The following is a 14,882-nucleotide window of genomic DNA, read 5'->3' on the forward strand; positions in this document are numbered from 1 at the left end:
ACGACCGGTCTGTGTTCAGGAGGGCTTCCCATGTTTTCAAACCCAGATGTTCCATCGCCGCTGTACTTTGGCGAAGGCGCCCCTGCGGCGCAGATGGGAGAGTTCGGCGGCTTCGGTCGCCAGTGGCAGCAGGGCGGCGGCGCCATGGATGCGGACGGACAGGAAATCTTCCGCTCTGCCGGCCGCGAATTCCAATATGGCGAAAGCCGCGGTTTCGAAACCCAGGCGCAGGGCTGAAGAAGAATTTTCTAACTGTTAGCAAGGGGTAGGAGCAACTTCCACCCCTTGATCAACCTGTCTGGCAGACGCCTTGGCTGAGCTGATCGCCATCCCCCATCTCTGCTCCTGCCCTGCGCGAAGACACGAGCACCACCGATGGACGGGCGCCAGGGTTTCCCGCCGATCCATTGGATCGCACGCGCCTGGAGCGCTTGATGCGGCAAGAAACTGAAAAGAATGGATGGCCTGCCCGGAGGGACTCGAACCCCCGACCTATTGCTTAGAAGGCAATTGCTCTATCCGGTTGAGCTACGGGCAGACTGGAAAAAAGAAGTGCGGTGAACATCGACCGCGGCACGGCCGGATGCTGGGTTCCACGGCCGCGGTGGGCGATGGTCAGCAGTTCGTGCGAGGCGTGAATGATACCTGCCCGCCACGTGCGTTCCGGCCTTTCTCCGGCGTGGCGGATTTTGCGCGGAGCGGGGCCTTGCGGGTATAACGCAATGGCAGGCGCCTGCCCGACGCGCCCGTCCTTCTTCTCCACTCCATGCCGCACAGTCTTTCACTCATCAACACCATCGCCGCGGCGCTGGGCTTGGCGCTCGTGCTGGGCTTCATCGCCACCCGCATGCGCCTGCCGGCGTTGGTTGGGTATCTGCTGGCGGGGGTGGTGATCGGGCCGTTCACGCCCGGCTTCGTGGCCGACGGCGAGATGGCCAGTCAGCTCGCCGAGATCGGCGTGATGCTGCTGATGTTCGGGGTGGGCCTGCATTTTTCGCTGGGCGACCTGCTGGCGGTGCGCAAGATCGCGGTGCCCGGCGCGCTGGTGCAGATGGCGGTGGCGACGCTGCTGGGCATGGGCCTGGCGCTGTGGTGGGGTTGGGGGGTGGGTGGCGCGCTGGTGTTCGGGCTGGCGTTGTCGGTGGCCAGCACGGTGGTGCTGCTGCGGGCGCTGGAGACGCTGGGCATTCTCGATTCGTACACCGGGCGCATCGCGGTCGGCTGGCTGGTGGTGGAAGACCTCGCCATGGTGCTGGTCCTGGTGCTGCTGCCTCCGCTGGCGCAATGGCTGAACGGCACCGCCGGCGCTGGCAGCACGGCGGACCTGTGGAAGACCCTGGGCTGGACGATCGCGCAAGTGGGCGGCTTCGTCGCGCTCATGCTGGTGGTGGGGCGGCGGGTGTTTCCGTGGATTCTCTGGCAGGTGGCGCGCACCGGATCGCGCGAGCTGTTCACGCTGTGCGTGGTGGCCGCGGCGGTGGGCATCGCCTTCGGCTCCGCCGCGCTCTTCGGCGTGTCGTTCGCGCTCGGCGCCTTCTTCGCCGGCATGGTGATGCGCGAGTCCGAGTTCAGCCACCGTGCCGCACAGGAATCGCTGCCGCTGCGCGATGCGTTCGCGGTGCTGTTTTTTGTGTCGGTGGGCATGCTGTTCAACCCGTGGGTGCTGGTCGAGCGGCCCTTTCAGGTGCTAGCGGTGGTGGCGATCATCATCCTGGGCAAGACGCTGGCCGCCGCGGCGCTGGTGCTGGCGTTCCGCTACCCGCTCAACACGGCGCTCACGGTGTCCGCCAGCCTGGCGCAGATCGGCGAGTTCTCTTTCATACTCGTGGGGCTGGGGGCTTCGCTGGGGCTGCTGCCACCGGAAGGGGCCAGCCTGGTGCTGGCAGGCGCGCTCATTTCCATCGCCGTCAACCCGCTGCTCTTTCACGCGATCGCGCCGCTGCAGGCGTGGCTGCGGGCCCGCTCGGCCTTCGCGCGCCGCCTGGAGCAGCGCGACGATCCGCTGGCGGAGTTGCCCTTGAGCACCCACCGCCGATACCTTGCGCGGCAGGTGGTGCTGGTGGGTTACGGCCGCGTGGGGCGGCGCATTGCCGCGGCGCTGGCGGAAAGCGACATCCCCTTCGTGGTGGCCGAGCAGAACCGCGACTTGGTGGAAGCGCTGCGCAATGGCGGCATGGCCGCCGTGTACGGCGACGCGGTGGAGCCGGCCGTGCTGATCCAGGCGCACATCGCGCGGGCGCACATGCTGGTGATCGCCACGCCCAACACGCTGGATGTGCGCCAGATCATCGCGACGGCACGCACGCTCAACCCCGACATCGAAACCGTGGTGCGCAGCCACAACGAGGCCGAGGCCCGGCTGCTGGAGCAGGAAGAGGGCGTGGCCAAGGTGTTCCTGGGCGAAGAGGCCCTGGCCGCTGCGATGACCTCGCACGTGCTGGGCCGGGCCGGGGAACGCCAGGCCGAGGCCAGCGCCCCGGCGGCCCTGGACGAGCGGGCCGCTTCGGTTTGAGTCAAATAAGCCTCCAGCGCATATACCACTAGGGTGGATTGCTATAAACTTTATAGCAATTGGCGCAGCCGGGCTGGATGTTCAGCCAGCGGCGCAGGTGTCCGCTGTTCCTGCGCAGGCATCGCCTCTGCCGAGGACCCGGCGCGCGTGATCGCCGCCGTCCTCGTACGAGGCTCCTTGCCGGTCAGTCCGCTTCTTCGAACACCAGCGACGGCGTGGTCATGACCCGGGCCGTATCGCTGAGGCCCGTGATGACGTGGTTGGCGAAATAGCTGTTTTGCGTGTCTGGCTCCAGTGCTGCGACGGCGAGGTTGGCCAGCGGCTGGTTCAGTGGCACGTAGTAGCTGCCGGCGGGCACGTCGATGGCCGTGCGCACGGTGGTCACGCGAACGCGGGTGATGTCCTGCTGGCCGGCGATGGCGCCGCGCACGTCTTGGCGGGCGCCTTCCTCGCGGCTGGTTTCCTGGTAGCTGTCGCTCAGGAGCGAGCCGGGCTCGGCCACGCGCATGACCTGCAGGCCGAGCAATTTGAGGCGCTCTGCCGCTTCGCCCGCCGTGGGCGAGAGCCAGTAGCCGCAGGGCCGGGTGCGCGACGCCACGGTGCGCAGTTCAAGCGATGAGTTCCAGTCCACGCGCACCGTGCGGTCGGCGCCGGTGGCCGGATCCAGCATGACCAGGTCGCGCTGGCTGGCCGTCGGGCCGGCTTCGATGGCGATTTGTCCGCGGCAGGCCTGCGCCGCGGTGTCGCGCACCACGAACGAGCGCACCTGTTCGAGGTTGGCGGCACGTTCGGCCGTGCTGCGCAGCGCGCTGGACAGGGCTGTGACCTGGGCATGCACGCGGCGCTGGATGTCCAGCCGCCCGATGCCCACGCCGCGCGTCTCGATCAGCATGCTGACGGCGTTCTTGAGCCCGTTCACGTTGCGGCCGGTGTCGGGCTGCGTGCCGCCCATCGACACGCGGCGGTCCTGCGGATCGGTCGAGGTCGTGTAGTACCACTCGCTGGTGAGCCCCTGGCTTTGCAGCGCGGTCACCATGGGCGGGTGGTACCACTCGCGCGCCGCCTTGGTGAGGAACTCGGGCACGTTGGCGGTAGTGGCGTATTGCAGCAGGGCGTCGTACTTCTGGATGGCGCCGAACTTCTCCAGAAAGCGGCCCGCCACGGTGTATTCATGCGCGTCCAGCACGGCGATGGGGCGGTAATCCCGCGTGATGCGCGCCAGGGCCTGCGCTTCGGGCGTGTTCAGCAGCAGGTGGTCGCGGTTCATGTCCACGCCATTGGCGGTGGCACGGGTGCCGGCTTCGGCGCCGTCCGGATTGGCTCTCGGCACGATCACCACGTTGATGCGGTCCAGCAACGGTTCCAGCAGGCCTTGCGACAGTTCGCGGGCCATCACCAGCAGCGCTTCACCGCCCGCGGGCTCGTCACCATGCTGCTGGCCGATCAGCAGCACCGTGGGCTTGCCGCTCGCATCCAGGCTGGCGATGTCGGTGCCGGGCGCGTGCGTGAGTACCAGCGCCTGCAGCGGCGTGCCGCGCTGCGATTGGCCCAGGTCGAGCACGGTGGCCTTCGTGGCGCCTTGCGCCGTCGAGGCCAGTTGCTGCAGCCATTGGGAGGCTTCGGCGTTGGTGGTGAACGCGCGGCGGCCTTCGGCCAGGCCAGGGGTGTCGTAGTGGACTGAAGGCGCCGGGAATCGGGCCGCCACGGCGGCGCTGTAGGGCAGGTCGGCCGGCGGTGCCGTCGCAGCAGCCGGTGCAGGGACGGGCGTGGTGGGCTCCGCGCTGGGAATGATCGGGGTGGAGGTGACCGGCGAGGTCACGACCTCGGCGCGCTGCGTGCCGAGCGGCGGCGGAACGACGCGGGCGGCCTGGGGACGGGGCGCTGCCGGCACCGTGGCCTTGGGCGGCGCCGAGGAGGGCCAGGGCGGCAGCGGAGTGCTGCCGCACGCCGCCAGCAGGGCCGACGCCAGCACCGCGCTGCAAGTCCCCAGAAAGCGCGTCTTCGGGGGCTCTGCGCCGGCAAAGCCGGCCGTGGGGGGTGAAGAAAGCGCGCTGCGTTGGATAAGGGGCTGTTTCATGGTCTGGGGTCCGGCCGAGGGCCTGCAGTGACTGGCCGCGCGATGTTACCCGGCGTTGCAAGCCCGGCGTGTCGGTCAAAAGCGCTGCCGTGAACGGGCGATCAGGTTTTTGCCCGCGCGGGCTGCCGCGTCCTTGCCGTCGCCGAAGGGGCTTGCGGCGGCTCAGGGCGTGGCGGGTGTCGGCAGGCGCAGCAGGGCGCGCACGAAGCCGTGGTCCGAACGGGAGCGGTCGCGCCCCTCGTGCAGGTGGTCATTGAAGTAATCGACGCGCCGCACGTCCCCGGCGCTGGCGGCGGACCGGGCGTTCGGCACGAACTCTTCGCTGACGAGGATCTGGTCCAGCACCGCAGGCATGCCCTGGTGGATGTGGGAATAGGCCACGTCCTTCTTCAGTGCGGCATCGCCTTGCACGTCGTAGGCGTTGTACAGCGCCACATCGCGGGCGCTGCGGTCGTAGGCGACCTCGGTGGTGGCGCAGATGAGCTGCGTGGTCACGCTGTCGGGCGTGTCGTTGAAATCGCCCATCACGATCAGCGGCACATCGGTGCGCTGCAGCAGATCGACGACGAGGCAGCGCAGCGCGGTGGCCTCCACGCCTCTCATGATGAGCGAGCGCAGCGACGCCAGAGCCGCCACCTTGCGGTCGTCGCGGTCTTCGAGGGGTTGCCCGAGGGCATCGAGCAGAAACTTGGGGCGCTTGGATTTGAGGTGCGCGGTGACCACGTTGACGGTCTGGCCGTGCTTCATGCGCAAGGTCGCCAGCAGGGGCGGGCGCTCGAACCGGTGGTGGACGCCCAGGCCGGGCACTTCGACCGCCAGCGCAGGCGGAAACTCAGCAATGGATTGCAGCGATTCGACGCGCAGCCGAGTCGCCAGGCCCACCCGGGGCGTGCCCTGGGCGCCGTGCGACGCTCCGCCGTTCTCGGCGCCCGGCACGCTCACGAAGTCGTAGCGCAGGCCGCTGCGGCCGATGGCCGACTGGAAAGCCTGTTCGTCCCACACCTCCTGAACGGCGAGCACGTCGGCATTCAGCGTGCGGATGCGGCCGCCCAGCCAGTCGATCTTGCGTTCGAACTCGGCCTGGGTGTAGGCGTCTTGATTGGGGTAGAACACCCGCCCGGGCAGGGCGAGGTTCAGGGTGTTGCAGGTGGACACCAGCAAGGTGTCCATCGGCCGCACGGGATCGGCAGGGCGCATGCGTTCCTCGTTCAGGACCGGGTTGCCGCCATACCGCCGTGCATCGTAACGGGTCTAGGAGCTCAGCGGCCGTAGCCGCCACCGCCACCGCTGCGTGGGCCGCCGCGCGAGCCGCCGCCGGAGTTGCCGCGGTTGCCGCCACCGCCACCACCGTAGCCGCCACCACCGCCGCCGCCACCGCTGCGATAGCCGCCACCACCACGGCGGCCGGAGCCTGCCATGCTGTCCACGCTGGTGCGCATAGGGTCTGGCTGTCCGCCGCCGGCACCGGCATGGCGCGGGGCGCCGAGATGGCCACCCGTCTGCGTGCCCAGGTGCGCGTTTTCGCGGCGTGGCTGGCCATCGTCGAAGCGATTGCCACCGCCGTTGTTGCCGCCGCCGTTGCCACCGTTACCGCCACCGGGACCCCGGCCGCCGCGGCCGGAGGCCTGCGCGCCCGGTCCACGGGGATTGCCGCCAGGACCACCGGCACGCGGGCCATTGCCGCCGCGACCACGCGGGCCGCCACCGTTGCCGCCGCCTTCGCCAGCCGCAGAGCGGGCTCCGCCGCCTGCCGCACCGCGTGCGCCACCACCACCGCCAGCGGGCTTGCCGCCACGCTCGCCGCCGCCACCGCCACCCTGGGTAGCCTTGTTCGTGCGGATGCGGTCCATCATTTCGCTGCGGGCGGCCTTGGCGGCCGCCTGCATGACTTCGCGGCTCGGGGGCTTGCCTGCGCCGCCCCAGATCGTCTGGCGACCCATGGCGATGGGCTCGGCCTTTTCTCCGGGTTCGGGGCCGAAGCCTTCCAGAATCTGGACCGGAATCTCCTGCTTGGTGAAGCGTTCGATGTCCATCATGAAACCTTCTTCGTCCATGCAGACCAGGCTCACGGCCTGGCCGCTGGCGCCCGCGCGGCCGGTGCGGCCGATGCGGTGGACGTAGTCTTCCGACACGTTCGGGATTTCATAGTTGACGACGTGCGGCAGCTCGTCGATGTCGATGCCGCGGGCCGCGATGTCGGTGGCCACCAGAGCGCGGATGTCGCCGCTCTTGAAGCCGGCCAGGGCCTGCGTGCGGGCGCTCTGGCTCTTGTTGCCGTGCAGCGCCATGGCGTTGACGCCGTTCTTGGTCAGGAACTCGGCCACGTTGTTGGCGCCGAACTTGGTGCGCGTGAACACCAGCACCTGGCTCCAGTCGTGCTCCTGGATGATGTGCAGCAGCACTTGCTTTTTCTTGCCGCGGCCCACGGGGTGGATCACCTGGGTGATGCGCTGCACCGTGGTGTTGCGCGGCGTGACCTGGATGCTCTGCGGGTTCTTGAGCAGCGTGTTGGCCAGTTCGCGGATTTCATCGCTGAACGTGGCCGAGAACAGCAGGCTCTGCTTGTCCTTGGGCACCAGGGCGAGGATCTTCTTCACGTCGTGGATGAAGCCCATGTCCAGCATGCGGTCGGCCTCGTCGAGCACGAGGATCTCGACCGTGGACAGGTCCAGGAAACCCTGTTGCTGCAGGTCCAGCAGGCGGCCTGGCGTGGCCACCAGCACGTCGACGCCGCGCTTGATGCGGTCGATCTGCGGGTTCATGCCCACGCCGCCGAACACGACGGTGGAGGAGATGTCGACGTATTTGCCGTATTCGCGCACGGATTCTTCGACCTGGGCGGCCAGTTCACGCGTGGGGGTGAGCACCAGGGCGCGCACGCCCTTGCCACCGAACTTGCTCTTGGGAGCGGTGCCCTGCGAGAGGCGGTGCAGCATGGGCAGGGTGAAAGCGGCGGTCTTGCCGGTGCCGGTCTGTGCGCCGGCGAGCAGATCGTGGCCCTCGAGCACTGCCGGGATGGCCTGTGCCTGGATGGGGGTCGGGGTTTCGTAACCCTGTTCGTGCACGGCCTTCAGAATGGCTGGGGCCAGATTCAGTTCGTCAAAGTTCATTCAAGGAAACGCCCTGTCCGGGCGCTGGGGGCATCGGCCTGTCGCGAGACCCGTGGGGCTGCGGCCAGTCAAGGCAGATGGGATTCACGAATGGGAGCCAGAACACCGCTTGGCGGCTTCCTCGTCCCCAGCAGGTTGCTGAGGCCACCGATCACTGGAGCCGGTGGCTGGGCGCTATTGTGGCACGAGATGCCCGCTGGCGGTCCAAGGCTTTACACGGCGCGCTCGTGGCCTGGTCTGCATGGGCCCGACCCGAAGGGCCCGCCAGGGCTCGTTCGACGCGTCTGGCGACGGCATGCAGAATGCCGGCTGAACTGTCGCATGGGCACCGCGTTGCGGGGTTGCCGCAAGCTCCGCGGCCAAAGCATCCGATAATCCCACCGAACGCGCTTGTCCGGCGGGCCTCCCCGGCCGCTCTCGCATCTCCGGCAGCGCAGCCCCCATCTAAGGAAAGAAAGCCAATGGCCCAATACGTGTATTCGATGAACCGCGTCAGCAAGACCGTGCCGCCGAAGCGGCAGATCTTGAAGGACATCTCCCTCTCGTTCTTCCCCGGCGCCAAGATCGGCGTGCTCGGCCTGAACGGTTCGGGCAAATCCACGCTGCTGAAGATCATGGCGGGCGTGGACAAGGAAATCGAAGGCGAAGCCATCCCCATGCCGGGCCTGACGATCGGCTACCTGGAGCAGGAGCCCAAGCTCAATCCCGAGCACACCGTGCGCGAAAGCGTGGAAGAGTCGATGGGCGCGGTCTTCGCGGCCAAGGCCCGCCTGGAAGAGGTCTATGTGGCCTACGGCGCGGAAGACGCCGACTTCGACGCGCTGGCGGCCGAGCAGGCCGAGCTCGAAGCCATCATCGCCACTGCGGGCACCGACTCGGAGCACCAGCTCGAGATCGCCGCCGACGCGCTGCGCCTGCCGGCCTGGGACGCCAAGATCGGCCTGCTCTCCGGCGGTGAAAAGCGCCGCGTGGCGCTGTGCCGCCTGCTGCTCTCCAAGCCCGACATGCTGCTGCTCGACGAGCCCACCAACCACTTGGACGCCGAGTCGGTCGAGTGGCTGGAAGTGTTCTTGAAGCGCTTCTCCGGCACCGTGGTGGCCATTACCCATGATCGCTACTTCCTCGACAACGCCGCCGAATGGATTCTGGAACTGGACCGCGGCCGCGGCATTCCATGGAAGGGCAACTACAGCACCTGGCTGGAGCAGAAGGGCGACCGCCTGGCGCAGGAGCAAAAGAGCGAAGAAGCCCATGCCAAGGCCCTGAAGAAGGAACTGGAATGGTCGCGCCAGAACCCCAAGGCCCGCCAGGCCAAGAGCAAGTCGCGCCTGGCCCGCTTCGAAGAGCTGAGCGATTTCGAATACCAGCGCCGCAACGAAACGCAGGAAATCTTCATCCCCGTGGCGGAGCGCCTCGGCCAGCAGGTGTTTGAATTCCACAACGTCAGCAAGTCCTTCGGCGACCGCGTGCTGATCGACGACCTGAGCTTCAGCATCCCGCCCGGCGCCATCGTCGGCATCATCGGCCCGAACGGCGCCGGCAAGTCCACGCTCTTCAAGCTGCTGGCCGGCCGCGAGAAGCCGGACAGCGGCCAAGTGGTGGTGGGCCAGACCGTCAAGATGGCGTTCGTGGACCAGCACCGCGACGTGCTGGAAAACGAAAAGACCGTGTGGGAAGACATCTCCGGCGGCCTGGACATCCTGAACGTCGGCAAATTCCAGATGGCCAGCCGCGCCTATGCGGGCCGGTTCAACTTCAACGGATCGGACCAGCAAAAGAAGGTCGGCAGCCTCTCGGGTGGCGAGCGCGGGCGCTTGCACCTGGCCAAGACGCTGATCGCCGGCGGCAACGTGCTGCTGCTCGATGAACCGTCGAACGACCTGGACGTGGAAACCCTGCGGGCGCTGGAAGACGCGCTGCTGGAATACGCCGGCACCGTGCTCGTGATCAGCCATGACCGCTGGTTCCTGGACCGCATCGCCACCCACATCCTGGCCGCCGAAGGCGATAGCCAGTGGGTCTTCTTTGACGGAAACTATCAAGAGTACGAGGCCGACAAGAAAAAACGCCTGGGCGAAGAAGGCGCGAAACCAAAGCGCATGCGTTACAAGGCACTCAAGTAAGCAACAACCCGTTAGGATTGCCGCTGCAGCTGCTTTTTTCGCCCCCCCAACATGTCCCTGTCCGCGTCCCGGTCCAGAACGGTCTTTCGTGCCTGCGTCGTCAACGCGGTGCGGCAGGGCGAGGCATTGATGGGCCGGCTGACCAGCGTGACCCAGGGCGCGCTGGCCAGCGATGAGTCGAACGAGCGCAACATCCAGCAGCGCACGGTTTTGGCCGATGCGATGCGGCTGATCAAGCAGCACGAGGACACCCTGGCCAAGGCCTACCCGATGGCACTGCTCGAGGTGTTCGCGGAAGGGCCTGCACCCTCCAGCGCACGGGCCCGATCGGGCGACGAAACGGGCATCGACTTCGGCGAGCTGTCGCTGATGGATGAGTCCGAAGTGCTGGCCCAGGTCGAGCTGTCGCGCGCGCAGCAGATCGCGGTGCACGCGACCGAGGCCACGCTGGCAGAGCTCAACACGCTCGTGAGCTCGGCGCAGGGCCTGCAGCGCGTGCAGCCCGAACGCAACCCGCTGCGCCCTGAAAACTACATTCGCGCCCTTCAGCAGGTGGTGGGCGAAACGGGCGTTTCCGCCGAAATCCGTCAGGTGTGGATGGCGCACATGCGCAAGGTGCTGGGCGACGAGCTGGTCGCGGTCTACAAGGCCGCCGCCCAGAGCTTGCGAGACAACGGCATCGCGCCCGTGGGCTATGCCGTCGCGGGGCAGGCGGGCCAGGGCATGGGGCGTTCGACCGGCTATGGCGGCGCGGGCCACCCCAGTAGCCATGGCGGCGGGTACGGCCCGCAGTCTTCGATGCACGGCAGCCCCATGAGCGGCTACGGCGGCCCGAACGCCAGCCAGTACGGAAGCCCGTACGCCAGCCAATATGCCAGCCAATATGGCGGGATGGGTGGCGGCGGTGGCGGCCCGGTATCCATGGGCGTGCCGCTGGCCCCCGAGGCCGAAGAGGCCTTGCTGACCGTCGGCATGCTGCGCCAGATGCTCGCCAGCTCGGGCGATGCGCTGGCCTACGGCATGGCGCCTGCGGCCGCGTTCGGCGCGGTGCCGTCGTCCCAGCAGGGCGCCTGGGTCGAGGCCCGCAACGGCGGCCCCGTCAGTTCGCAGATGGGGCCTGGCGGATCGGACTATTTCCCGCCCAGCAGTGCGGCAGCGGCCGAGGCGATGGAAGACATCGCCCAGCTGGAGCGGCTGGTGGGCCGGCTTGCTGGCAGCCAGCCGGCGGCGCTGGCACCGTGGGCCGGCGCGGGCGGCGCGCCGATGGCGGTGCACGGCGTGGCCCCAGTGGTTGCAGTGCCTGCCCCTGCGCCCTCGCCATCGCGCACGGCCACCGAAGTGGTGAGCCGCATGATGGACAACATTGCCCAGGACAACCGGCTGCCGCAGCCGATCCAGCGGGCCGTGCAGAACCTGCGCCCCGCCATCAAGCAACTCGTGCGGCACGACCGCCGGTTCTTCACCGATGAAAAGCACCCTGCGCGCCGCCTGCTGGACGAGCTGACGCAGCGCGCGGTGGGTTTTGAATCCGAATCCGACCCCGGCTTCGACCGCTTCATGCGGCTCGTGGACGAGGCGGTGAGCCACCTGGCCACCAGCGAGAGCCAGGACGCCGACACCTTCGCCACGGTGCTCACCGCGCTGGAATCAGCCTGGGCGTCGCAAGAGCGCCAGATACGCGAGGCGCAAGAGGCCGAGCGGCAGGCCGCCCTGCGCGTGCAGCGGCGCGAAGCGCTGTCCAAGCGCATCGCGGCCGACATCCGCGCGCTGGCAGGGGCGGCGCAGGTGCCGCAGGACATTCTCGATTTCGCGGCCGGCCCTTGGGCCGACGTGGTGGCGCTGGCCCAGATGGACCAGCCCGGCAGCGACGACGGCGACCCCGGCGGCTACCTGGCGCTGGTGCCCGAACTGTTCTGGGTTGCCCAGCCCGACCTGGCGGCGGCCGAGCCGGACCGCCTGGGCGGCATAGTCACCCGCATGCTCGGCACGGTGCGACAGGGGCTCGACAGCGTGGGCCATGCCGAGGACATGGCCAGCACGGTGCTGGAGCGCATCGCCAGCCTGCACCAGACGGCCATGGAGCGGGCGGCCAGCCTGGCGCTGGACCCCGCCAACGCCCCGGCCGACGAGCCCGACAGCATGGAAACGATCGTGCCGCCGGAGTCGCTCTACGGCTCGCTGCACGAGCCCGGCGTGGCCGACGAAAGCGAGACGACGCAGTCCGGCGCCGATGCTGCGGCGGCCGAGTTTCCAATGGGCATCTGGGTGGAGCTCATCAGCAACCAGCGCGCGGTGCATACGCAGCTCACCTGGTGCAGCCCGCACAACACGCTGTTCCTTTTCACGGCGGCCGACGGCAGCACGCAGTCCATGACGCGGCGCATGCGCGACAAGCTCACTGCCGAAGGCGCGCTGCGTGTGCTGCCCGGCCCGCCGCCTTCGGTGGTGGCCCAGGCCCGTGCTCAGCGCGGCAGCAAGGGCGCCAAGGCGGTCAGGCCGCGCTAGGCGCCGACCTGCGGCCGGGCTTGCCCAGCGGCCAGCGGATTTTCAGACAGTGGCATCCGCCGAAGGTCCGGTGGGCGCAGCAGCGGAGGCATCGGGCGCAGCAGGCGCCACTTTTGATCCCACCGCCGTGCCTGCGCCTGCCCCGGTCCCAACGCCTGAACCTGAAACGGTCCCCGTCCGCAGTTTCTTGCGCACCAGATGGATGTGGTTGCGCAGCGCATACAGCTCATCCGCATACGACAGCGGCACGCTCACTTTTTCGACCTGCGCTTCCAGCCGGTCGAGGGATTCGCGCAGCGCCTCGGGGGCGGTCTGCCCGGCGTCCATTTCGTCCTCGATCTCGCGCAGGCGGCCATACCAGCGGAACACGCGCGAGCGCACGCGGAACTGGTACAGCGGTGGCACCACGCGCGACAGCGGCAGCATGGCGGCCAGCAAGATGCCCAGCACCAGCCACATGCGCTCGATCAGGTTGGCCAGCCAGAAGGGCAGGTAGCGCTGCAGCAGCGGCGCGGGCTCGTTGATGGCGCGCTCGCCTTCGGCGGCGATGGGCAGCTCGCTGTGGCGGGTGCTCGGAAACTCCCGCGCCCGGTTGAACCAGCCCGCGCTGCCGTGCAGCGTCTGCGCGTTCTGCGCGAACAGTTGCAGCAGCGCCGGGTGGGTGCCCTCGCGCGCCAGCAGCGACGTGGTCGAGGCCACCAGGCGCACGTCGCTGGGCGGTACGTTGGCGGCCAGGTCCACCACGCCGCGTGGCAGCGTCACGGGCGTGAGGAACGGAAAGCGCCGCCCGTAGGCCTCGTGCTGCGGAAAGTCCATGAGCCGCACGCCCGGCGTCTGCAGCAGCATCTGCACCATGAGCGATTGCGGGGCCGAGGCAAACACCAGCGCGTCGATCCGGCCTGCCAGAAATTCCACGGTGGCCGGCGTCTGCCCCAGCTCGGACAGCCGCAGCGCCTTGGGTTCCATGCGGTTGGCCTCCAGCAGCTTTTCCATCAGCGTGGGCACGCCGCTGCCGGCCGTGCCCACGTTCACGCGCAGGCCATGCAGTTGCGCCAGGCTGTCGAGCCGGCCGCTTTTGACGATGCGCCGGGCCGCGTCCGTGCGGTAGAAGATCCACACCGGCTCCACGAACAGGCTGCCCAGCGATTCCAGCGCGCCGGTGTCTTCGGGTCGCAGCTCGCCGGTGCCGCCCTGCACGAACGCCAGGTCGGCTTCGCCGCTGCGCAGCAGCTGCAGGTTGGCCGACGAGCCTTCCGTCTCGCGCAGCACGACCTCGATGCCGTCGGCCGCCAGCGCCTTCTGGTAGCGCTGGCCGAAGTCCGCGTACGCGCTTTGCGCGGGGCCCGTGGCCAGGGTGACGCGCTTCGGGGGCGCGGGCTGCAGCCACCAGTACGCCAGCACCAGCAGGCCCACGGCCAGAAAGGCGAGCGGCCCGGCGGAGAGGATCAGGTCGCGCACGTTGAGCAGCGCGGTGTGCACCCGGCGCGTGACGGTGCGGGAGCGGGCGGCGAGGGCGTTCATCGGCCGAGGTCCGCCGCGCACGGCAGGTACAGGCCTTCGTCGGTGGTCAGGGACTGCGCCGCCAGCACGGCACGCAGTGTGGCGCGGGCCACGGCTTCGGCCGCCATGGTGGCCAGCACCAGCATGCCGGCGTGGCGGCCCGAGGCGCCGGTGGCCAGGGCGAACAGCGTGTCGCCGTCCAGCTGGGTGTGCACGGGGTTGATGCTGCGCGCCAGCCCGTCGTGCCCCGACAGTGCCAGGCGCTGTGCCTGGGCCTTGGTCAGCACGGCGTCGGTGGCGATCACGCCGATGGTGGTGTTGGTGCCGGGCAGCACGCTGACGGGCGGCACGCCGCCCAGCAGCGCACGGCGGGTGTCCATGAGGCGCTGCCCGTCTTCGGTGCGCGCGCCGGCCACGGGGCGGGCGGTGTTCGGGTCGATCACGTCGCCCACGGCATTGCAGGCGATGAGCGCGCCGACGGTGATTCCGTCCAGCGACACCGAGGCCGTGCCGATGCCGCCCTTCATGGCGCGCCCGATGCCGAAGAGCTTGCCCACCGCGGCCCCCGTGCCCGCGCCCACGTTGCCCTCCGCCGGATCAGCGCGCGACGCGGCGGCGCAGGCCGCATAGCCGGCGGCGGCATCGGGGCGGATGTGCATGTCGCCCACCAGCAGGTCGAACAGCACGGCGGCGGGCACGATGGGCAGGCGGCCGACCGACACGTCCAGCCCCACGCCGCGCTCTTCCAGCCAGCGCACGGCGCCGGTGGCGGCCTCCAGCCCCCAGGCGCTGCCGCCCGCGAGCACGATGGCGTGCACTTTCTCGACCAGGTTGGAGGGCGCGAGCAGGTCGGTCTCGCGCGTGCCGGGCGCTGCGCCCCGCACGTCAACGCCGCCCACGGCGCCCTCGCGGGCCATGATGACGGTGCAGCCCGTCGGGCGGCGGGCGTCGGTGTGGTGGCCGACCTCGATGCCCGCCACGCGGGTGATGCTGCCGGCGTCGCTGGCCAAACGGGATGCTGGGGTCATATGGGCGGCGATTATGGCGCCGCGCCG

At 69.1% G+C, this 14,882-nt stretch carries 9 protein-coding genes and 1 tRNA gene; 4 read left to right on the forward strand and 6 right to left on the reverse strand.

Annotation, left to right across the window (positions count from 1 at the left end; genetic code table 11):
• Nucleotides 1-30 precede the first annotated feature (30 nt).
• Nucleotides 31-237, forward strand: a complete 207-nt coding sequence (locus tag BLT03_RS15330) for a hypothetical protein (RefSeq protein ID WP_092744644.1) — start codon at nt 31-33, stop codon at nt 235-237.
• A 224-nt stretch (nt 238-461) separates the two neighbouring features.
• Here BLT03_RS15330 and BLT03_RS15335 read toward each other — a convergent pair.
• Nucleotides 462-538: transfer RNA gene (locus tag BLT03_RS15335), tRNA-Arg, on the reverse strand.
• 228 nt (nt 539-766) lie between these two features.
• Between BLT03_RS15335 and BLT03_RS15340 the strand changes: the two genes are divergently transcribed.
• The gene (locus tag BLT03_RS15340) at nt 767-2,512 is read left to right on the forward strand and encodes a cation:proton antiporter domain-containing protein (protein WP_092744645.1); all 1,746 of its coding nucleotides are present in this window, start codon (nt 767-769) and stop codon (nt 2,510-2,512) included.
• Between the two features lie 184 nt (nt 2,513-2,696).
• Here the strand turns inward: BLT03_RS15340 and BLT03_RS15345 are convergent, their stop codons facing one another.
• From BLT03_RS15345 to BLT03_RS15355, 3 genes are all read right to left on the reverse strand, one after another.
• Nucleotides 2,697-4,589, reverse strand: a complete 1,893-nt coding sequence (locus tag BLT03_RS15345; RefSeq protein WP_092744646.1) for a M14 family metallopeptidase — start codon at nt 4,587-4,589, stop codon at nt 2,697-2,699.
• A gap of 162 nt (nt 4,590-4,751) precedes the next feature.
• On the reverse strand, nt 4,752-5,786 hold the full coding sequence (locus BLT03_RS15350; RefSeq protein ID WP_092744647.1) for an endonuclease/exonuclease/phosphatase family protein: 1,035 nt from the start codon (nt 5,784-5,786) through the stop codon (nt 4,752-4,754).
• Nucleotides 5,787-5,848: 62 nt separating this feature from the next.
• The gene (locus tag BLT03_RS15355; protein WP_092744648.1) at nt 5,849-7,699 is read right to left on the reverse strand and encodes a DEAD/DEAH box helicase; all 1,851 of its coding nucleotides are present in this window, start codon (nt 7,697-7,699) and stop codon (nt 5,849-5,851) included.
• Nucleotides 7,700-8,160: 461 nt separating this feature from the next.
• Here BLT03_RS15355 and ettA point away from each other — a divergent pair, with 461 nt between their 5' ends.
• Together ettA and BLT03_RS15365 are read left to right on the forward strand one after the other, a co-directional pair.
• Nucleotides 8,161-9,822: an energy-dependent translational throttle protein EttA gene (gene ettA, locus BLT03_RS15360; protein WP_092744649.1), complete on the forward strand. Its 1,662-nt coding sequence runs from the start codon at nt 8,161-8,163 to the stop codon at nt 9,820-9,822.
• A 51-nt stretch (nt 9,823-9,873) separates the two neighbouring features.
• On the forward strand, nt 9,874-12,327 hold the full coding sequence (locus tag BLT03_RS15365) for a DUF1631 family protein (RefSeq protein WP_092744650.1): 2,454 nt from the start codon (nt 9,874-9,876) through the stop codon (nt 12,325-12,327).
• A gap of 42 nt (nt 12,328-12,369) precedes the next feature.
• Here BLT03_RS15365 and BLT03_RS15370 read toward each other — a convergent pair whose 3' ends face one another.
• Together BLT03_RS15370 and BLT03_RS15375 are read right to left on the reverse strand one after the other, a co-directional pair.
• Complete coding sequence (locus tag BLT03_RS15370) at nt 12,370-13,848, reverse strand: TAXI family TRAP transporter solute-binding subunit (protein WP_092744651.1); 1,479 nt, start codon at nt 13,846-13,848, stop codon at nt 12,370-12,372.
• Nucleotides 13,845-14,855 (reverse strand): P1 family peptidase, encoded by a 1,011-nt coding sequence (locus BLT03_RS15375; protein WP_092744652.1) that lies wholly within the window; start codon nt 14,853-14,855, stop codon nt 13,845-13,847. Before BLT03_RS15375 ends, BLT03_RS15370 begins: the two co-directional genes overlap by 4 nt.
• Nucleotides 14,856-14,882: the final 27 nt, after the last annotated feature.

Origin of the sequence: Paracidovorax valerianellae (assembly GCF_900102625.1) — a bacterium.
In the GTDB taxonomy this organism is placed as follows: Bacteria; Pseudomonadota; Gammaproteobacteria; order Burkholderiales; family Burkholderiaceae_C; genus Paracidovorax; species Paracidovorax valerianellae.